The sequence below is a fragment of the Spirosoma pomorum genome (assembly GCF_054776615.1).
The window spans coordinates 25,385-44,496 of sequence record NZ_BAAHBP010000002.1 but is presented as its reverse complement, the minus strand read 5'-3'; the positions used below and the strand labels follow the sequence as shown (position 1 = coordinate 44,496).

16 protein-coding genes are annotated in these 19,112 nt (G+C 54.6%); 4 read left to right on the top strand and 12 right to left on the bottom strand.

Translation table 11 applies throughout. From position 1 onward, the window contains the following. Positions 1-1,155: an efflux RND transporter periplasmic adaptor subunit gene (locus ACYVAD_RS05950; RefSeq protein WP_461138564.1), complete on the top strand. Its 1,155-nt coding sequence runs from the start codon at positions 1-3 to the stop codon at positions 1,153-1,155. Positions 1,156-1,240: 85 nt separating this feature from the next. Here the strand turns inward: ACYVAD_RS05950 and ACYVAD_RS05945 are convergent, their stop codons facing one another. Beyond that, the gene (locus ACYVAD_RS05945) at positions 1,241-2,149 is read right to left on the bottom strand and encodes a Nif3-like dinuclear metal center hexameric protein (protein WP_461138563.1); all 909 of its coding nucleotides are present in this window, start codon (positions 2,147-2,149) and stop codon (positions 1,241-1,243) included. A 214-nt stretch (positions 2,150-2,363) separates the two neighbouring features. Between ACYVAD_RS05945 and ACYVAD_RS05940 the strand changes: the two genes are divergently transcribed. Then, positions 2,364-3,419 (top strand): Atu2307/SP_0267 family LLM class monooxygenase, encoded by a 1,056-nt coding sequence (locus ACYVAD_RS05940; protein WP_461138562.1) that lies wholly within the window; start codon positions 2,364-2,366, stop codon positions 3,417-3,419. A gap of 89 nt (positions 3,420-3,508) precedes the next feature. Here the strand turns inward: ACYVAD_RS05940 and ACYVAD_RS05935 are convergent, their stop codons facing one another. From ACYVAD_RS05935 to ACYVAD_RS05925, 3 genes are read right to left on the bottom strand one after another with little or no spacing between them, the layout of a single operon-like run. Continuing rightward, entirely contained in the window at positions 3,509-4,585 is a 1,077-nt protein-coding gene (locus ACYVAD_RS05935) for a response regulator (protein WP_461138561.1), read from the bottom strand. Further along, entirely contained in the window at positions 4,582-6,975 is a 2,394-nt protein-coding gene (locus ACYVAD_RS05930) for a sensor histidine kinase (RefSeq protein ID WP_461138560.1), read from the bottom strand. Before ACYVAD_RS05930 ends, ACYVAD_RS05935 begins: the two co-directional genes overlap by 4 nt. Before the next feature lie 18 nt (positions 6,976-6,993). Beyond that, a complete protein-coding gene (locus ACYVAD_RS05925; protein WP_461138559.1) occupies positions 6,994-7,557 on the bottom strand; it encodes a hypothetical protein in 564 nt (187 codons plus the stop codon). 250 nt (positions 7,558-7,807) lie between these two features. Between ACYVAD_RS05925 and ACYVAD_RS05920 the strand changes: the two genes are divergently transcribed. Continuing rightward, entirely contained in the window at positions 7,808-8,185 is a 378-nt protein-coding gene (locus ACYVAD_RS05920) for a hypothetical protein (RefSeq protein WP_461138558.1), read from the top strand. Positions 8,186-8,219: 34 nt separating this feature from the next. Here the strand turns inward: ACYVAD_RS05920 and ACYVAD_RS05915 are convergent, their stop codons facing one another. The 8 genes from ACYVAD_RS05915 to ACYVAD_RS05880 form a co-directional block, all read right to left on the bottom strand. Further along, positions 8,220-8,450: a hypothetical protein gene (locus tag ACYVAD_RS05915; protein ID WP_461138557.1), complete on the bottom strand. Its 231-nt coding sequence runs from the start codon at positions 8,448-8,450 to the stop codon at positions 8,220-8,222. A 67-nt stretch (positions 8,451-8,517) separates the two neighbouring features. Continuing rightward, positions 8,518-10,035, bottom strand: coding sequence for a TolC family protein (locus tag ACYVAD_RS05910; RefSeq protein ID WP_461138556.1), 1,518 nt, complete (start codon positions 10,033-10,035; stop codon positions 8,518-8,520). Further along, on the bottom strand, positions 9,974-13,159 hold the full coding sequence (locus tag ACYVAD_RS05905) for an efflux RND transporter permease subunit (RefSeq protein WP_461138555.1): 3,186 nt from the start codon (positions 13,157-13,159) through the stop codon (positions 9,974-9,976). Before ACYVAD_RS05905 ends, ACYVAD_RS05910 begins: the two co-directional genes overlap by 62 nt. A 14-nt stretch (positions 13,160-13,173) precedes the next feature. Further along, positions 13,174-14,334, bottom strand: coding sequence for an efflux RND transporter periplasmic adaptor subunit (locus ACYVAD_RS05900; RefSeq protein WP_461138554.1), 1,161 nt, complete (start codon positions 14,332-14,334; stop codon positions 13,174-13,176). Positions 14,335-14,498: 164 nt separating this feature from the next. Then, the gene (locus tag ACYVAD_RS05895; RefSeq protein WP_461138553.1) at positions 14,499-14,909 is read right to left on the bottom strand and encodes a hypothetical protein; all 411 of its coding nucleotides are present in this window, start codon (positions 14,907-14,909) and stop codon (positions 14,499-14,501) included. Between the two features lie 120 nt (positions 14,910-15,029). Beyond that, entirely contained in the window at positions 15,030-15,581 is a 552-nt protein-coding gene (locus tag ACYVAD_RS05890; protein ID WP_461138552.1) for a DinB family protein, read from the bottom strand. Continuing rightward, positions 15,578-16,000, bottom strand: a complete 423-nt coding sequence (locus ACYVAD_RS05885) for a DUF4345 domain-containing protein (RefSeq protein ID WP_461138551.1) — start codon at positions 15,998-16,000, stop codon at positions 15,578-15,580. Before ACYVAD_RS05885 ends, ACYVAD_RS05890 begins: the two co-directional genes overlap by 4 nt. Before the next feature lie 72 nt (positions 16,001-16,072). Beyond that, positions 16,073-16,657 carry a Crp/Fnr family transcriptional regulator gene (locus ACYVAD_RS05880; RefSeq protein ID WP_461138550.1) on the bottom strand — a complete coding sequence of 195 codons (585 nt, stop codon included), beginning with the start codon at positions 16,655-16,657 and terminating at the stop codon, positions 16,073-16,075. Between the two features lie 274 nt (positions 16,658-16,931). Here ACYVAD_RS05880 and ACYVAD_RS05875 point away from each other — a divergent pair, with 274 nt between their 5' ends. After that, complete coding sequence (locus tag ACYVAD_RS05875) at positions 16,932-19,112, top strand: heavy metal translocating P-type ATPase (RefSeq protein ID WP_461138970.1); 2,181 nt, start codon at positions 16,932-16,934, stop codon at positions 19,110-19,112.

Here is a 19,112-nt window from a genome sequence, read left to right as displayed (position 1 = left end):
ATGAAACCGCTTTTGACATTTATCGGATCAGCATCGGTAGCCGCAGCATCGGCCGCCGTGATCCTAACAGCCTGCTCAACCGCCAGCAGCGATAATAAACCCGCTAAGCAGGAACCCGAGGTGCAGCGGGTAACTATAGCAACCGTCCAGTCGCTCCAGCCCAGTAAACAGGTGACGCTGCCGGGTGAACTGAAACCCTGGAATCGGGTAAACATGTACGCCAAGGTAAAAGGCTTCGTGCGCGAGATTACCGTCGACCGGGGTACTGTCGTCCGCAAAGGACAGGTATTGGCCCGGCTCGATGCGCCCGAAGTTCTGTCGGAGCTGAGCCAGGCCCAGGCGCAGGCCCAGGCTCAGGAAGCCACTCTGACCGAACAAACTACCCGTTCCCGGGCTAGCCGCCTGACGTACCAGCGGATGGTACAAACGGCCAAAATGGAAGGGGCCGTGTCGCTGAATGAACTGGACCAGGCCCACGCCCGAATGCAGGCCGACAGTGCTATGGTGGCCGTGGCGCGGGGTAGCGTGCAGGCCGCCCAGTCGAACTTACAGGCCAAGCGCGAATTGCGCCAATACCTGACGATCACGGCCCCGTTTGATGGCGTCGTAATTGAGCGTAATATCAGTCCTGGCGCCCTGGTCGGGGCGGGCGATAGCGGCAAACCACTATTTGTGCTGGAAGACAACCGGACGTTACGGTTGACCGTCGCCATTCCTGAAAGCTTTGCGAACCAGCTGAAAACCAAAAGCGCGGTGGCGTTCACGGTGAATGCCATGCCCGAGCGTCGGTTCAACGCTCGTCTGGCGCGTTCGGCCGAGAGTCTGGTAGAAGCCAACCGTGCGATGATGGCGGAATTTGACGTAAATAATGCCAGCCATGAACTCAAAGCCGGGATGTACGCCGAGGTGACGTTGCCCGTCGAGCGCTCGGCCAAAACGCTGTTCGTGCCCACAACGTCGGTCGTTAGTTCGAGCGAGAAGCAATTTGTGATTCGGGTACGCGACAACCGGGCCCAGTGGGTGTCGGTGCAGAAAGGTAACGTTGTCGATTCGCTGGTCGAGGTCTTTGGCGATCTGCAACCGGGTGTCGCCATCGTCCGGACAGCCTCCGAAGAAATTCGCGACGGGCAGACAGTACAGGCCGGGCAGAAGTAGCCTTAATTCTAGCAGACTGTAACCACAACTAGAGCGAGCCTTTGCGAAGGCTCGCTCTAGTTGTGTGAAATCAGACAAAGGTCAATCACTCGTAACTAAACGGATTCCCCGACGCGACGTAACCGATGGACATTCCCGGCAGTTGGGGTTTGAGCCAGGACACGAGCCACTCCATCCCGGCGGCTTCGCTCAGAACATGGCCCAGCACCACCAGCGACAACTTTTCTCCCTGTTGGCGGGCATCGCGGACGTATTCGGGCGTTTCCCACTCGCTGACCTCCCCGCACAGAATCACATCTGGTTTGGTGCGTTCAATAGCCGCAATCTGATTGCGCCCCCCCGAGGCTCCCGGCATCAGCAATACCCGCTGGCAGGATTGATTTCGGTCGCCCACGATCCGGACTTGTTTGATGCCCAGTTTCTGCTTGGCGTGAGTAATGATCTGGTGCAGGGGCGCAGCGGGCATGATGAGCAGTCTCGGTTCGTTTTTATCGACGTACTTCTCCCAGCCCAGCGCCGACAGCATACCGGTACGTATTCCGTCGGGCTGATACGCGTGCCAGTAATCATGGAAGCGCCACACGGCAATATTGTGCTTCTCCAGCAACGCCTGCTTTTTCTGAAAAACAGTGTCGTCTTTCAGCCAGTCCGTTTCGTCGGCGTGATTGTAGAACGTGGGCTCGTGGGCGATGATGAAGTTGACCTTGGCGGCAATGGCCTTTTCGATGACGTTCATGGTCGTAAACATGGTCGTGACGATGCCCGTCACGGTCTGAGAAGCCGAGCCCGACTTCAGCGTATCTACGGTCTTGGGAAAGGGGGCGTTAGGAATCTTTTTGAGAATCAGCTCCATCACCTGGCCAACGGTCATTGGAGCCGGAGGACTCCCAATTGATCCGCCCTGGCTTAGAACTGGGGTGTCAATCAGCAGTGAAATGCCTGCCGCTTTGGTTAGGGCGGTTAAAAACTGCCGTCTTCCTGAATCATTTTGCATGGTATCACTAAGGGGTTGGAATCGTGATTGAGTAGGTGCGAAGCGTAACGGGAACCAATCGCCCACCCGCTGAACTTGTCTGCATAAACGCTGCTGCGGTTTTAAAGTAGCGCAATCGCCGAAGCCTTTGCAAGTAGCGATCGGTTAAAATTGCGTCTTGCCCGGAAGACCAACCCAGCAGCGCGTTACGTTAATCTGTAATCGAGTCGATATCATGGAATTAGGGATAAGTAGCTTTGGTGAAGTCATACCCGATGGGGTAGCGGGCAAAGCCGTTCATGCGCACCAACGTGTCCAGCAACTACTGGATGAGATTAAACTGGCCGATCAGGTGGGACTGGATGTGTTTGCCTTGGGCGAACATCACCGGCCTGATTATGTCGTGTCGGCTCCCGAAGTCATCCTGAGTGCAGCCGCAGCGCTAACCAAAACTATTCGCCTGTCGAGTTCGGTAACCGTACTAAGTTCAGCTGATCCGGTACGGGTATTTCAGAACTTTGCCACGCTGGATCTGGTATCCAACGGACGGGCTGAAATCATGGCCGGTCGGGGGTCATTCATCGAATCGTTTCCGTTATTTGGCTACGATCTGAATGATTATAACGAACTGTTCACCGAAAAGCTGGACTTGCTGCTGGCGATCAATCAACAGGAAATAGTAACCTGGCAGGGTAAGCAACGAGCGTCTATTTCGGGACTGGGTGTGTATCCCCGCCCCATCCAACCTAAGCTGCCTATCTGGCTGGCGGTGGGCGGGACACCCGCGTCGGCAGTGCGGGCGGGAACATTGAATCTACCCATGACGGTAGCGCTGCTGGGTGGTACACCCGACCGGTTCGTGCCGCTGGTGAATCTGTTCCGGCAGTCGGCCCAGCAAGCAGGGCACGACGTGAGTCAGCTACCACTGGCAATCAACTCCCATTTTTACATCGCCGATGATTCGCAGAAGGCCGCCAATGAATTTTACCCCTTCTACGCAGCCATGATGAACCGGGTCGGCAAGGAGCGGGGCTGGTCATCACTGGGCCGGGATCAGTTTGAGTATCTGCGCGAGTACGGGCCACTGCTGGTAGGTAGTCCGCAGCAGGTGATCGACAAGATTCTGTATTTCCACGAACTGTTCGGCAACACTCGTTATCTGGCCCAGCTGATCGGCAGCGACACGCAGGAGCACACCAACGCCATGCACGCCATTGAGCTATTCGGTACCAAAGTGGCACCGGAAGTACGAAAAGTCTTGAATGGAGCCAAGGCCGAAGTCGCCAAGTAAATTCGTGTTTCATTCAACATGAGTCGCCCGGCTTCTCGATAAAGAGGAGTCGGGCGACTCATGTTGACGCGCAAGGACTAGAAAAGCCGTCAATGCTTAAAAGCGGCTATTTTCTGAATATCCAGTAACATAATCTGGCTTCCATTGACATCGATCAGTCCCTCATTACGGAAATCGCTTAGGGTACGAATGACGGTTTCGGTCGATGCGCCAACGAGTTGCGACCAGTTCTCGCGCGACAAGGTCATGGGTGGCGATACGATAACTGGTGCATCGGGCGCTGCCGTGGGCCGACCGTAGAATTTTTGGTAAAAAAGAATCAGCGCTTCGGCCACTCGTTTACGTACTGTCTGATAGGCCAGTTTGCAAAGCCGGTCCTGGTAATCGGCTAGATCATCCGCCATCAGCGAGATGAATTGATTGGCGACCTCCTGGCTGTTATGAATCAGCGTCAGGAAATCACCCTTGGGAATTGTACATACCTCCGAATCATCCAGAAATTCGGCCGATTCGGTATACACACCGTCGCGCAATAACGCCAGATAGCCCACGAAATCGTTCTGACCAGCCAGGCTGGTTATGTAGGCGTTCCCGTTTGCGTCGCTCATGAACAACTTCATCTGCCCTCGCCGGACAAAATAAAGCGCCGACGCCGGTGCGCCTTCCTTGAACAAAATTTGCTTCTTCTTAAAATGAGTAATCGGGTACGTGTCGCTGATGCGCTGGCGGGCGTCCTCGCTGTCGGTTAAGGCCTGTTTAAGGGTGTCAAAGCCGCTGATAGCGTGCTGTTGCCCATTCCGATCTTTATTCAGGCGCATCGAGACCGCATTCAGCAGCGTTACGTTATCGAAAGGTTTGATCAGGTAATCGTCGGCGCCCAGCCCCATGCCGAACCGAAAGTCGGCAGCTTCGGCCTTTGCCGACAAGAAGATAAATGGAGTATTAGCTGTAAGCGGGTCTTTACTCAAGATATGTAGAACACCATACCCATCCAGCTCCGGCATCATGACGTCGCATAGAATCAGATTGGGTCGGGTTTGGCGCGCTAACTCAACGCCCTGCTTTCCATTGCTGGCCTGTACGACGGTGTATTGGGCCAGCTGGAGAATTTCGGTAATGTTCTCCAGCATTTCGAGGGTATCTTCAACAACCAGAATGGTTTTCATGCAACGGAAGGCTGTAAGGGGAGCTGAACGGAAAATAGGGTACCCGTACCAAGTTGGCTGGTGAATGAGATTGTGCCGCCCAACAGATCGACGTACCGTTTGACGATGTAAAGGCCCAGACCCGTGCCTTGGACATGAATGGCGTTGCGGGCCCGGAAAAAATTGACGAATAGTTTATCCTTGTCTGTGTCCGGAATGCCAATGCCCCAGTCCCGAACCCAGAGCTGTAGCTGACCAGGCTGGACAGCCGTTGTCAGCTCAATTGGCTTCCCCTCCGCCGAGTATTTACTGGCGTTGGTGAGTAAGTTGATCAGGATATTTTTTACCAGCTGGTCGTCAACCTCAATGGTCGTCGGCCCCTCCCGGTGCTCGTACGTAATGTACTGCTGAGGTTTTAGGGCCGGTCGCATCTCGTCGATAACATCTCGGCAAAACGCCGACAGGTCCAGTCGATGTAAGGTGCTGCAAAACGTTACGTTGTCGAGCTGACTGATGGACAGGAAGTTGGCGAGGAGATTCGTCAGGTTATCGATAGCCGATTTGATGCGCTGAACGTGGCGTTCCCGTTTGTCAAAGTCGTGAACACCGTTGTAACTGCTGATCAATGACGCCGAGGAAAGGATCGTTCCCATTGGGGTGCGGAACTCGTGCGAGGCCAGCGTAACAAAGTTCGATTTCATCTCATTCAACTCGCGTTCCCTGGCCAGTAGCTGCTCAACCTGCTGCCGAACCTGCCGCCGTTTTGTGACTTCCGAAGCGGTAAGAATAATGCGATTCATCTGATTATTCGTGTCAGGAAACGGCGCGTAAACGAAGTCGAAGTATCTAGTTTCAAGCTGTCCCTTCCGATTGAGCGAGACTGGTAGTTCATTCCCGACAAACGACCGACCCGTCGTAAGAACGCCCACCAGCAGATCTTCAAACCCTTGCCCTTTGGTCTCAGGTATGACGTCAAAAAGTGGTCTGCCGATTACTTCATCTTCCTCCCGTCCCCACAATGCACACAGTTGCGGATTCGCAATTTCAATAATAAAATCGGGTCCTTTAAAAATGCCGATAGCCGTGGGAGCGTGGTAAAAAATACGCCGGAGCTGGGCTTCACTGTCTTCAGCCCGCTGCCGGGCCAGTACCTGATCGGTAACGTCAATGCCAGCAATAGCAACACCGGTGATCGCTCCGTCAATGTCACGGAGCGATTCATAGGATAGGTTGATATAGCGTAGTCTGGTTTGGCCGTTACGTCGTAGCATAATCGGCATTTCGTTGCCGGTGAAGGATTTGCCCGTTTGCATAACGGCTGTCAATAATTCTTCGTAACCCTGCCCCGCCGACTCTGGGATAACCGAAAACATCGGCTTTCCCTGTAGTTCCTGCTGCGTTCGATTATAAATAGCACACATCCGGTGGTTCACCAGCTCAATAATAAAGTCTGGTCCTCGAACGATGGCAATGGCCACGGGCGAGTTTTCGATCAGGCTCCGGAATCGGTGCTCACTCTGCTTGATCTGATGCTGAGTTTCCATTTCCCGCGTCATGGAACGGGCTACACCACCGTAATGGTGAACATCACCGAGCGGAGTGTAATAAGCCCGTCCGGTGAAGCGCACCCATCGAATTTGCTGATCATCAGCGCCGATCGTTCGATAGGTCAGGTCAAAATAGTTACTCCGTCGCGCATTCATTCCCCACTGGGTTGCGTCGATGGCCCTAAGGGCGTCGTCGGGATGTACTTGTTTCAGCGCTTCTTGTAAAGAAATAGCATGACAGTTGGAGAAACCGAATAGAGATGCACACGTGGCATCCCAGTGCACCATGCTGGTATGCGGATTGAACTCCCACAACCCAACCTTATTGGTTTCCTCTGGGTGGGCAGGCGATAACAGATTCTGGGGAAATACGGATTGCAAAGTTGTTTCCTGGCAAATTAGCAAGACACCCGCAGCTTGTCCGGAGTCATCGCGAATCAAGCTGTAGCTACCGGGCCAGGGAACCAGACGGGCCTGATTATCGGCGGAAACGGGAATTAGCTGCTGGTCTGCTGACGTGTTTTTTTTGCCTGCCAGTAGCTGGTCAAAGTGGTACTGTAGGGCAGGCCAGATAGGTGTCCAGTAAGCGGCACCTTGTTGAGCCAGCGCAGGTAACTGGTCAGTAGTGGGGCTCAAATTAGGGCTGTAGGCGTCGTTATAAAATTGAATGAACGTATCTCCCCACCATAAAAACATGGGAAAGTCCGACTGCAGTAAAATACTGACCGTTGTCTGTAAACTGAGGGGCCACTGCGCCGGTGGGCCAAGCGTTGTTGACGACCAGTCAAACTCCCGGGTAGACTGGGCCATTTTTCCGTCCCCGTGCAAAAAGGCTGGGACTGACTGACTTGTATCCAGGTTCATGCCGGTAAAATAGACTCGTTAAGAAATTTGGCCGCTGATAAGACTGAGCAGCAACGTGCGTGCATGCGTGACAGATACTTTATTTCTGACGGCGACTAAGAGCCGTTCGTTGGCGGCTTCTTCCAGATCGGATAGTGGCGTATACGTAACATCCTGAACCAGCAGAAGAATGCCATCCCCTGATGCAACGTAAATTTGATGATAAGTGCTGATTACACCATCTAGTTGATACGTTTCGATGTGTTGATCCGGCTCCCCCGTATAAACTGTCTGAGCCAATCGACCGATAACGTCAGTTATGTTGGCATCGTGGGACAGAAACCGCATCGTGCGGTGAATGATATCTTCGATCGGCAAATTCAGCATCGCCTGTAACACATCATTGACCGCCAGGTAGCAGAAGTCATTGATGACATCTTTGTTGCTTCGCTTACCAGCTGCGTTCGATGGTGAAGGTGGAAGGGCCTGTAGTAAGCAAATGCCTAGTGGCGATACCCGAATGATTGCTTGAACCTCATCGGTTAGAAGCCAGTCAATTGGGAACAGTTCCTGATTGTTAAGCGGTTGGGAGACGAGTTCCATCCTGTTGCGGGCTTATTTTTACGCTAAAGGTATAAATGTAAGTTTGACATTTATGTTATAAAAACGCCAGAATTATAGTCAAGATTTGAGATATGCTACTACTAGTTGACAATAATCATACATATACATGACGAAGATCATATCATCTTACGAAGACTGTGATTGCTATCATAGTTCAATGATATAAGTAGAGTTAGTTTTGAAACAAGCACACCTAATTAATATTTTCATAGTAGACGAAGTCTGACTTATGTACACAAAAAAAGATGCTACGATTGGCGGCAGTACTGCCGCCAATCGTGATCCGGGGCGTCCTTTACTGCAATGGATGCAGGCGTGTAATGAGTTCTGCGCCGTACGTAACCAGGTAAATTTCCTGATTAAGCAACGCTTGGCCAGTCGGGAAAAAGAGCCTGAAAAGGAGGGATTTGTGAGTCAATGTTCAACAACTCAGCTTATTCTGCTGGAAATGGACATGACGAAGGAGCTGGAAGGTCTGCTGGGTGATATAAACCAGCACGACGATGGCCTGTTTCCCCAAAAGCTACTAAAACATGTCGCCGTTTTGCAACAATGGAATCAGCGTGCCCTGAGCCTGCTACGTCTGGCCGGACAGTCTACCTGCTAGCGGGTATATGTTCTGGAATTAGTAGGGAAATCTGTTACCTCAGGATATAATAGATGGTGAACCCCAGACCCGCCAGCAAATAGAGCACGTAATAAAGCCGTTTGAGCCAGAACCCCAGCGTGGTAATTAGCAGGAGCACAAGAAGAATCCTCCACCCAAAAATCGGCGGAAGCGATTTGTCCAGCGGGTTACTTAAGTAAAGAACCAGCAGGAGCAGGTCAACGAACAGCGAGAGAAAAATAGAACTGCTTTTATTGACGGGCATAGGCAAAGAATGATGAGGTACACTAAAAAGCTCCGGCGGTCAACCTGACCACCGGAGCTTTTTACCGTTATTTCCAGCCCCCCCCCAGCGCGCGGTATAGATCCACCAGCGAAAGAAACTGAGCCCGTTTGGTATTCATCAGGTTTAATTCTGCCTGTAGGATTGAGCGCTGAGCCGTAATGACTTCCAGGTATGTTGCGTAGCCGGTTCCGAACAGATCGTCGGAGGTGGTTGCTGCTAACCGGAGTTCAGCCACTTCTTTTGTCTGTAAATCGGCCACGTTGCGGTAGTTCTCCAGTCCTTTCAGGCTGGTCCTTACTTCCGAGACGCCCGTCAGTACCGTTCGCTGGTACGTGTAATACGCTTCCTGGCTCTGTGCCTGTGAGATCCACAGATTGCCTTTCAGCAGCCGTCGGTTAAAGACCGGCGCGGCCAGACCACCCAGAATCCCCGCGGCCACCGATTGCGGATTGAGCAGCACACCGGGCCGGAACGCATTCAGACCCAGGTACGGGCTCAAGTTGAGGGAAGGCAGAAACTCGGCTCTGGCCACGGCTATGTCGATATTGGCGGCTTCGAGTTCCCGCTCAGCCTGCCGAATGTCGGGCCGACGTTGCAGTAGCTGCGTGGGCAGGCCAGCCAGCAGGGTTGGTGGCAGCTGCTGCTCCCGGATGGAAACACCCCTTGGGATAGGTCCCGGATACCGCCCCAGCAAAATATTCAGCTGATTTTCGGTGTCCACAATCCGTTGTAAAACCCCACCTTCGAGACTCTGCGTGTTGAGCAATTGAGCCCGGAACTGCTGCACGGCCAGCTCCGTAACCCGGCCCGCGGCTTTCTGCACTTCCACCAACTCCACGGCCTGTCGTTGCAACGCAACATTTTCGCGGATGATTTCGAGTTCGCCGTCCAGTGCCAGCAGGGTGTAATACAGCCGCGATACGTCGGAGATAAGCGTCGTCAGCAGCAGGTGACGGCCTTCCTGAGAGGCCATTACGCGCTTGTAGGCCGCGTTTCGCTGGTTCTGGAGTTTACCCCAGATATCAACCTCCCAGTTACTCCGGAAACCGACGAAAAAGTCGGGCGTTGGGTTGGGGATCGTACTGGAGCCCGTTACGTTGTCAGAAAGGTTGGTGTCGAAATTACCCACCCCGTTGAGGGTGTACCGCCCAAACCGATCGACTCCCGTTGTCGCTACTGCGTCGACCTGGGGCAACAGGGCACCCCGGCTGATGTGAAAATTTGCCTGCGTCACGGCGATACGCTGCCAGGCAATTTTCAGGTCGAGGTTGCGCGCTAACGCCGTATCGATCAGCGCTACCAGTCTGGCGTCAGTGAACAGCATTCGGTAGGGTAAATCGCCAATTCCCAGCGAATCTGCTACACCCGGATCAGGACCATCAACGTTAACCCGCTCTACGTAAGAATCCGGGACGGACATAGCGGGCGACGAGGGCGGAACTTTGGCCACCTGGCAACTGCTCAGCGCGGCCGATACGCCCAGAAATAGACAGAAAACTAATTTATGACTCGTGAACGACACTGTTAACCGCAGGTTTAGTGGAAATGGAATGAACGTCATCATCGGGCTCTGGCTTGGGTGGACTGATGCGTTCGGCCAGCGACGCAAACAGGACGTACAGGCCGGGAATGAGCACCAAACCGAAGATGGTACCGATCAGCATCCCCCCGGCTGCCGCGGTACCGATCGAGCGGTTCCCGAGGGCACCTGCACCCGACGCAATACAAAGCGGAATCAGGCCGGCAATGAACGCAAATGAGGTCATCAGGATCGGGCGTAGGCGGGTAACGGCTCCGTTAACGGCGGCCTCCCATATCGATAGCCCTTCCTTCCGGCGCTGGTTGGCAAACTCCACAATCAGAATGGCGTTTTTGCCCAGGAGACCGATCAGCATGACCAGCGCCACCTGCGCGTAGATGTTGTTCTGCAAACCAGCCAGTTGCAGACACAGGAACGAGCCGAAGATGCCGGCGGGTAATCCCAGCAGGACGGGCAGGGGCAGAAACAAACTTTCATACTGAGCCACCAGCAGGAGGTAGATAAATACCAGGCAGACGAGGAAGATGTACACCGCCTGATTGCCGGACAGAATCTCCTCCCGCGACATACCCGACCACTCGAACGAATACCCCCGCGGCAGGTTTTTCTCCGCCACGGCCTGGATGGCGGCCAGCGCATCACCACTGCTGTAGCCCGGTGCCGCCGATCCGTTGATCAGCGCCGAGGTGTACATGTTGTAACGAGTCAGCTGCTCGGGACCGTAGACGCGTTCCAGCCGGATGAAGTTCGAGTAGGGGACCATCTCGCCGTCTTTGTTCTTTACCCGCATCGTCAGGACGTCCTCGGGTTTGGTCCGGTATTCGGGGGCGGCCTGAACAAACACGCGGTACATCTGCCCGAATCGGATAAAGTTAGTGGCGTAAAAGCTGCCCATCAGGGTTTGCAGCGTGCCCATGGCGTTCTCGATCGACACGCCCTTCTGGGCGGCTTTATCCTGGTCGACATGCAGCATGTATTGCGGGTAGCTGGGGTCGAAGCTGGTAAAAGCATCGGCAATGGCCGGCTGCTTCTTCAGCGAGTCGATAAAGGCCAGCGCTACCTGCTGGGTTTTCTGGAGATCACCCTTGCCGGTTTTGTCGAGCATCCGAAGTTCAAAGCCGCTGGAGTTCCCGAAACCGGGTACCGTCGGGGGGGAGAAGTACTGGATGCTGGCCCCCTGAATATGCTGGGTTTTCTGCTCCAGCTCGTTGATCAGGTCGTCTACCGACTGCTTGCGTTCGTCCCAGTTCTTCAGGTTGATCATGCCCATGCCGTAGGAAGCTCCGGCCCCGTCGGTTAGCAGGCTGAAGCCGGAGAGCGTCGATACGTTTTCAACGGCCTCCAGCTTCGAGGCTACCCGTTGAATCTGCGCCATGACGTCCTCTGTACGCTGTACGGTGGCCCCGGCGGGTGTCGTTACGTTGACGTAGATCATGCCCTGGTCTTCGGTGGGGATAAAACCGCCGGGCAGCACCAGGTTAACGCCCCAGGTACCAGCGACAAAGGTCAACAAGAACCCCACCGTAATCACCCGGCGACTGACGGTCCGGTAGAGCAGGCCCTGGTACTTGCCCGTCAGCCGGTCGAATAGCCTGTTGAACCCGGCAAAGAAACGAGCTAGTAACCCCGTCTGGAGTTCATGCTGGTGCGGGCGTAACAGGAGCGCGCACAGAGCAGGCGTCAGCGTCAGTGCGTTCAGCCCCGACAGCAGAATAGCCACGGCCAGCGTCAGGGAAAACTGTCGGTAGAAAACGCCAACTGGGCCCGACAGGAAAGCCACGGGAATGAATACCGCGGCCATAACCAGCGTAATGGCGATCAGGGCGCTGCTGATTTCACGCATGGCGGCAAACGTAGCGGCCCGGGGTGACAAACCTTCGGCCATCTTAGCGTGCACGGCCTCCACGACGACAATGCCATCGTCGACCACAATCCCGATCGCCAGTACCAGCGCGAAGAGGGTAAGCAGGTTGATGGAAAACCCGATCAGGCTCATGAACGCAAAGGCTCCCACCAGCGCGACCGGTACCACCAGCGCGCAGATCAGCGTGGAGCGCCAGTCCTGCAAAAACAGGAAGACTACCAGGAACACCAGCACGAAGGCTTCCAGCAGGGTACGCACGACCTCGTGAATCGACGCGTCCAGAAAGCGTGATACGTCGTAGGCGAAGTTGTAGGTCATGCCCGGCGGGAACGTTTCTTCCTTCAGCTCGGCCATACGCTCTTTAACGTTGGCAATGATCTCGCGGGCGTTCGAGCCGGGCCGTTGCTTGAGCATGATGGCTGCCGAGGGCCGCCCGTCATTGCGGGAAATAACGCTGTAATCGGCGGAGCCAAACTCCACCTGCGCTACGTCCTTCAGGCGCAGAATCGACCCGTCAGGGTTGGCTCGCAGTACGATGTTGGCGTACTGCTCCGGCTCGAAAAACTTACCGGTATAGCGAAGGACATATTGCAGTACCTGCGGAGCGCGGTCGGCGCTTTCGCCCGCTTTGCCCGGTGCCGCTTCGACGTTCTGCGCCTGGATGGCTTCGACCACGTCGTCGGCCGAGATGGTATAGGCCGTCATGCGGTCGGGTTTGAGCCAGACCCGCATCGAATACTCGCGGGCACCCATGATATCGGCCAGGCCTACGCCATCGATCCGTTTGAGCTCGGCCAGGACATTGATGTCGGCGAAATTGTAAATGAATTTCTCATCCACCGACGGGTCGTCGCTCACCAGGTTGAGGTACAGCAGCATGCTGTTTACCTCTTTTTCGGTGATAACCCCCGCCCGGATTACTTCGGCGGGTAGTTCATCGAGGACGGAGGTCACCCGGTTCTGTACGTTCATGGCCGCCAGATCTGGATCCGTACCGACCTGGAAAAACACCTGGATCAGCGTCGTGCCGTCGTTACCCGACACGGAGTTCATGTAGGTCATGCCCGGCACCCCGTTGATGGCCCGTTCGAGTGGCGTTGCGACAGCCTTAGTGCAGACTTCGGCGTTGGCACCGTTGTATTTGGCCGTTACGGTGACGGAGGGAGGAACAATATCCGGAAACTGGGTGACGGGTAATCCCGTCAGAGCCAGGACGCCCAGCAGCGTGATCAGCACGGAAATTACGGCTGACAGCAGGGGGCGTTTGATAAATACATCAAACATAGATCGAAGAGCGGTTAGTTACGGGCCATGGTTGTCTGCGCCGGAGGAACGCTGGCCAGGTACAGGCTGTCAGTTGAGAGCGTACGGGGAACGATCTGAGCCCCATCCCGGATATTCTGGATACCTTCGTACACAACGCGGTCGCCGGGTTCCAGCCCCGACCGAACCAGGTAGTATGAACCACTACGCCCCTGCGGTACGAAACTTCTCGACTTAGCCCGGTTATGCTGATCGACTACGTAGACGTAATTCTTGTCCTGCACTTCGAAGGTGGCCTGCTGCGGCACCAGCAGAGCCTGAGCCATGACGTTCTCCAGCCGGACTTTTCCTGACGAGCCATGTTTAAGCAGGTGTTTGGGATTGGGGAAACGGGCGCGGAACGCGATCGTACCGGCGCCGTCTTCGAAGACACTTTCCATAACTTCGATCCGACCCTTGTGCGGATACAGACTTTCGTCGGCCAGTAGCATATCGACTGGCTTCGCGCCCTTGCCCAGCAGGTTCCGGTTATTTTTGATGAAGCCCAGGTATTCCCGTTCCGATACGTCAAAATAGGCGAAGACTTCGTCAAGGTCGGAGACCGTTGTCAGCAGGGCACCTTCTTCGACCAGGCTGCCCATCTTTAGTGGAATCCGGTTGATGATACCGTTAAAAGGAGCCCGGATGCTAGCCTGGGCCACCCGCAGCGCGGCCATCGCCTGCGCCGAACGAGCATCGTCGATCTGGGCGCGAGCCGATTCCAGCTTGGCCTGCGCCAGGTCGAGTTCTGATTTGGATACGACGTTTTTAGCGATCAGCAGTTTGACGCGCTCCACTTCGACCTCTGCCGTTTTAGCATTGGCAACGGCATTTTTATGCGCTGCTCTAGCCTTATCGGCTTCAGCGCGATACTCGGCTGCATTCAACGTAAAGAGGAGTTGCCCCTGCCGAACCGGCTGCCCCTCATCAACGTGGATTTTCTCCAGAAAGCCGGACACGCGGGCACGGATTTCAACGTTCTGGACGGCTTCCAGCGTACTGACATATTCGCGGTGGAGGGCGGTATTCTGTCGCTTCAGGGCGACGACGGGCAAAGTGAGTTTTTCGGCCGATTGATCCGCGTCGGTTTTGCGGTCGGCACAGCCTACGGCCAGCAGGCCGACCAGACAACTGGTCAGCACTTGTTTCGTGAACATAACGAATTGAATAAAGCGCTGACGATGTGGTCAGCTTCAGGTTGGTTGCAGTAAGATTGGGCGCGACAGCGCAACGGGGTTGACCCGAACGGACGTAGCTAATCAGCTCCGAAGGAGTGGTTAGTCAGAAAAGTCCAGAACGGGTAACCCAGTAGGGGGCTATATTAACGAGCGCCTTGGGGCGGGGGAGACGTAATGTCCGGGATGTAGGTGGAAACGGGCGTCGACGTGAAGGCAATCACATCGGTCAGCAGGAGATAAATTGACCGGACGGGGGGACGTAACGTAAACGTCTGCGTGAAGATATAATCTTGCAGCGAGAGGAGCTGACCAGCTTCCTCATCATGCTCGTCGTGTTCAGGAACGGCGTTGACCAAGCCAAAACATTCTTCCAGCAATAGCTCGCCAATACTTTCGATATCGTTGATGGAAAGGTCTTCCTGTTCCTGAATCAGCGCATTTGATCGGGTATACCGGTCGGGGGAGTCGATGCTGAAATTGAGGACATGCAGCGCCATCAGCAGACAGAACAGTCTGTACAGAACGGGGCTATGTCGTTGGTTTAGTATTCGCATCGATCAGGATTCTGTTAAAGATACCACCGAAACGAGCTTGGTGTAATGTCTAAAGATTGATTTATTGGAATAGTTAAATTTTGTATGTGTTATGTATAATACTTTCGTTAATGCTGATGACTAAGGCAGATGCTGCCTGGCCTGCAACAAATGACGCTCGTTGTGGACAATCAGAAACTGGAGCAGATCGCCCAGATTCATCCTTAACCAGTGGGCTACCGACACCGGAATACGGATCGCATCCAGGTTAACCCGTCGAGCCTGACGCAGGTAGAGCAGAAGTTTCTCCTGCTGCTCAATAAATTCAGCGATAACCTTAGGACCCGAAAGGTTGATCTCCGGCTGGTGCTGCCGGGCTGCTTTGAACTTCTTGCCGCTAGCCATCGGGTCCATCAGTCGGATGAAATAGCGCCCCAGCCAGGTTCCGCTAACGGAGTTGCTGGCCGGGGCATGGGGTTGCGTTGCCAGCGCCTGTTTAATACGGGGCAGGTAATAATTCCCGTAGCTGTTCAGGTGCGCCAGACACTGGGCAATGCCCCAGCCGCCATCCGACGCTGGTTTCAGCAACGAGGCATCGTCCAGGTTCTGAAACTGCCGGATGGCTACCTGTAGATGCCGCTCCACCGCCAGTTCAAGCGAGGTGAGTAGTTCCTCGCGGCTGGTCAAACTCATGCTCGTTGCTGGTTAGAGCCTAGCGACCGTTTGCTGGTGATCAGTAACGTGACACCAATCAGGCAGAGGATTGATTCGATTATCAGCCACTGCTGACCAAACGCTCCCAGATTGCCTTCCGCAAAAATGGTAACGATACGTGACAGGGTATACGAACCCCAGAGCAGGGTCAGAAAAAGGAGCCCTTTCCGTATATCGTGAAGCATTAGATAGAGCAGGCTGATAAACAGAGTGAGACCAACGCCACCGTAAGCACCCCGGATGGAACTGAACGCATCGGTGTTGGTGAGCTGGACGTTCACGAGGTTCATGACGGATTGCGGATCGGTGAAGGCCATGACGCTGACGGACAAAAGAGCCAGGGCGGAAAGCAGGATAAAGCCCTGTGCGACTCGGGTTAATAAAGTTAGTGAGTGCATCGAATTGGATGAAAAAGTGCGATGCAAAGGTGGCGGGTAGTGCTTCGGCAAATGTTGGTATTTACCAAGATTTCAAATGCGGACGCTGTTCATGAGCTTGCTGAAATTCGTGGCGTTAACGCCGATGTAGTTCGCCAGGTATTTGTGCGGAATCAGCTGGAGCAGGTGCGGGCTCCGTTGCAGCAGCTTCTGCATCTTCTCGGCGGACGAATAGCATTGCAATTCGACCAGACGCTCCAGTAAGCCCGACAGGGTATGGGTCATCCCCAACCGAACCATCGACTCAATGGCTGGCCGACTGTGCATGCCCGCCTGTAATTCCGGAAAAGATGCCCGCAGGAACGTAGAGGGTGTCAGTGTTTCGTAGAAATAGCGGGAAGGTTGTTGTAGCATCAGCGAATCAATCACCCCGCCGAAGGAAGGTGCGTACGTAAACACCAGCGTCGCTTCCCGATCCTGATCGTCCAGGTAATAGACGCGCTGAACACCCTCGACCACAAAATAGAGGTATGACTCCTGTTCTCCTGTTGCCGTAATCATCTCTTTTCGCTTCGCCGAAAAGGGCTTCCAGATGGCTGAGAAAGCCTGCCATTCGTCTGGGGGGAGTGGAGTGATTGCGTCCGTAGTCTGTTTGAGCAGGGTAAGGGCGTCAGGCATAAGTAAAGGTTGAAAAAACGAAGAGACCTATAAACTGATTGGACAATTTACAACCCCGGCCGGACAACCGGCGCGAATAGACTAAAAGTTGAGTAACCGTATGGGCAACCGTAAAATTCTACACAGGCCACCCGCAATTCCGTAACGTACCGGACTTTGTTTCGATCGAACTTTGTTGGGTAAGAAAGGAAACTACGTTATGACGACGAATGAGACGGCTTTGGCGAGGAAATCGACTTCGATAGCTGTGAAAAAAACATATCCAGTGCTGGAAATGAGCTGTGCGGCCTGCGCCGTCAGTGTCGAATCCGTTCTGAAAAATACGCCCGGTGTCGTTGACGCGGGTGTCAATTACGCCAATCAGGACGCCTGGGTGCAGTACGATCCCAAAACTGTTACGTCCGCCGATCTGCAAAACGTCATTCGAGCCGCTGGGTACGATCTGGTGATCGACGTCGAAAACCCGCAGGAAGTACAGCAACAAGCGCAGCAACAGCAGTACGAAAAACTAAAACGCCGGACGATCTGGGCCATCGCGTTGTCCATACCCGTCGTGCTGATTGGTATGTTCGGCATGGGATGGTCGCCGGGTAACTGGATTATGCTGGCGCTTTCGGCTCCGGTCGTCTTCTGGCTAGGTGGACCGTTCTTCCGGAATGCAGTGAAACAAGCACAACATGGCAAGGCCAATATGGATACGTTGGTCGCGCTCAGTACGGGCATCGCGTTTCTGTTTAGCCTGTTTAATCTGCTTAATCCCGAATTCTGGCTTCGTCGGGGGCTGGAGCCACACGTCTATTTTGAAGCGGCCTCGGTCGTTGTTACGTTCATTCTGCTGGGGAAACTGCTCGAAGAACGGGCGAAGTCGAACACCTCGTCAGCCATTCGGAAACTGATGGGGCTACAACCCAAAACAGTACGTATTGTCGAGGAGACGACCGAACGCGAAATCCCAATAGCGGAGGTGCGCGTCGGTAATCTGCTCGTGGTACGGCCGGGTGAACGGATTCCGGTCGATGGGCTGGTTGAGTCGGGCGGTTCGTATGTAGACGAGAGTATGATTTCGGGTGAACCGGTGCCGGTCGAGAAGCAGGCGGGGGCAAAGGTATTTGCCGGGACGATCAACCAGAAAGGTAGTTTCCGCTTCCGGGCCGAGCAGGTGGGTGGCGATACGTTGCTGGCACAGATTATCCGGATGGTGCAGGAAGCCCAGGGCAGCAAAGCGCCGGTGCAAAAACTGGTCGACAAAATCGCCGGAATTTTCGTGCCGGTGGTGCTGGGTATTGCGCTGCTGACATTCGTGACCTGGCTGCTGATCGGGGGGGATAATGCCCTAACGACGGCCCTATTAACATCTGTTACGGTGCTGGTCATTGCCTGCCCCTGCGCGCTGGGACTGGCGACGCCCACGGCGATCATGGTCGGGGTGGGGAAAGGAGCCGAGAACAACATCCTGATCAAAGACGCCGAAAGCCTGGAACTGGGCTATAAAGTTAACGCCGTCGTGCTGGACAAAACCGGTACGCTGACCGAAGGACGCCCCGTCGTGACAGACATTCAGTGGACGATATCAACCGATTTGCGGCCTGACCTATCGCAGGTCTTATACGCGCTGGAAGCGCAGTCGGAGCACCCGCTGGCGTCCGCTGTGACGACCTATTTGGCTGGACATAACGTAACGGGCGCTACGCTCACCGATTTTGCCAGCGTGACGGGCAAGGGCGTAACGGCCCAGTACCGTGATCAAACGTATAGCATCGGTAACCGGGCTTTACTGGCTGAGCGGGGCGTTACGCTGTCTGAAGATGTATCGCAACAGGCAGCCAGCTGGCAGGGACAGACCAAAACGGTTGTGTTCTTTGCTGATAGTGAGCAGGTACTAGCGCTGATCGCCATTGCTGACCCCGTCAAAGTGACATCGAAGCAGGCCATCGAAACGCTACAGAAACGAGGTATTGCCGTGTATATGCTTACCGGCGACAACGCCCAGACGGCGGCCGCCGTGGCCAGCCAGGTTGGTTTGCAACATTACCGCGCCGACGTACTTCCCGCTGACAAAGCGCAGTTTGTGCAGGAATTACAACGTAACGGTAAAGTCGTGGCAATGGTGGGTGACGGTATCAACGACTCGCAGGCGCTCGCCCAGGCCGACGTAAGTATTGCCATGGGGAGAGGCTCCGACATCGCGATGGACGTGGCCAAAATGACTCTGATTACCTCCGACCTAATGAGTGTACCCCAGGCGCTGTACCTCTCCCGACGCACCGTGCAAACCATCCGCCAGAATCTATTCTGGGCGTTTGTCTACAATCTGATTGGTATTCCCATCGCGGCCGGCGTATTGTATCCTGCCTTCGGTTTCCTGCTAAGTCCCATGCTGGCCGGAGCGGCTATGGCACTCAGTTCGGTGTCGGTCGTGAGTAACAGCTTACGCCTGCAAACGGCCCGTTTGTAA

Coding starts and splice junctions, on each gene's coding strand:
- ACYVAD_RS05950 (WP_461138564.1), top strand. CDS start 1: ATGAAACCGCTTTTGACATTTATCGGATCAGCATCGGTAGCCGCAGCA.
- ACYVAD_RS05945 (WP_461138563.1), bottom strand. CDS start 2,149: ATGCAAAATGATTCAGGAAGACGGCAGTTTTTAACCGCCCTAACCAAA.
- ACYVAD_RS05940 (WP_461138562.1), top strand. CDS start 2,364: ATGGAATTAGGGATAAGTAGCTTTGGTGAAGTCATACCCGATGGGGTA.
- ACYVAD_RS05935 (WP_461138561.1), bottom strand. CDS start 4,585: ATGAAAACCATTCTGGTTGTTGAAGATACCCTCGAAATGCTGGAGAAC.
- ACYVAD_RS05930 (WP_461138560.1), bottom strand. CDS start 6,975: ATGAACCTGGATACAAGTCAGTCAGTCCCAGCCTTTTTGCACGGGGAC.
- ACYVAD_RS05925 (WP_461138559.1), bottom strand. CDS start 7,557: ATGGAACTCGTCTCCCAACCGCTTAACAATCAGGAACTGTTCCCAATT.
- ACYVAD_RS05920 (WP_461138558.1), top strand. CDS start 7,808: ATGTACACAAAAAAAGATGCTACGATTGGCGGCAGTACTGCCGCCAAT.
- ACYVAD_RS05915 (WP_461138557.1), bottom strand. CDS start 8,450: ATGCCCGTCAATAAAAGCAGTTCTATTTTTCTCTCGCTGTTCGTTGAC.
- ACYVAD_RS05910 (WP_461138556.1), bottom strand. CDS start 10,035: ATGATGACGTTCATTCCATTTCCACTAAACCTGCGGTTAACAGTGTCG.
- ACYVAD_RS05905 (WP_461138555.1), bottom strand. CDS start 13,159: ATGTTTGATGTATTTATCAAACGCCCCCTGCTGTCAGCCGTAATTTCC.
- ACYVAD_RS05900 (WP_461138554.1), bottom strand. CDS start 14,334: ATGTTCACGAAACAAGTGCTGACCAGTTGTCTGGTCGGCCTGCTGGCC.
- ACYVAD_RS05895 (WP_461138553.1), bottom strand. CDS start 14,909: ATGCGAATACTAAACCAACGACATAGCCCCGTTCTGTACAGACTGTTC.
- ACYVAD_RS05890 (WP_461138552.1), bottom strand. CDS start 15,581: ATGAGTTTGACCAGCCGCGAGGAACTACTCACCTCGCTTGAACTGGCG.
- ACYVAD_RS05885 (WP_461138551.1), bottom strand. CDS start 16,000: ATGCACTCACTAACTTTATTAACCCGAGTCGCACAGGGCTTTATCCTG.
- ACYVAD_RS05880 (WP_461138550.1), bottom strand. CDS start 16,657: ATGCCTGACGCCCTTACCCTGCTCAAACAGACTACGGACGCAATCACT.
- ACYVAD_RS05875 (WP_461138970.1), top strand. CDS start 16,932: ATGAGCTGTGCGGCCTGCGCCGTCAGTGTCGAATCCGTTCTGAAAAAT.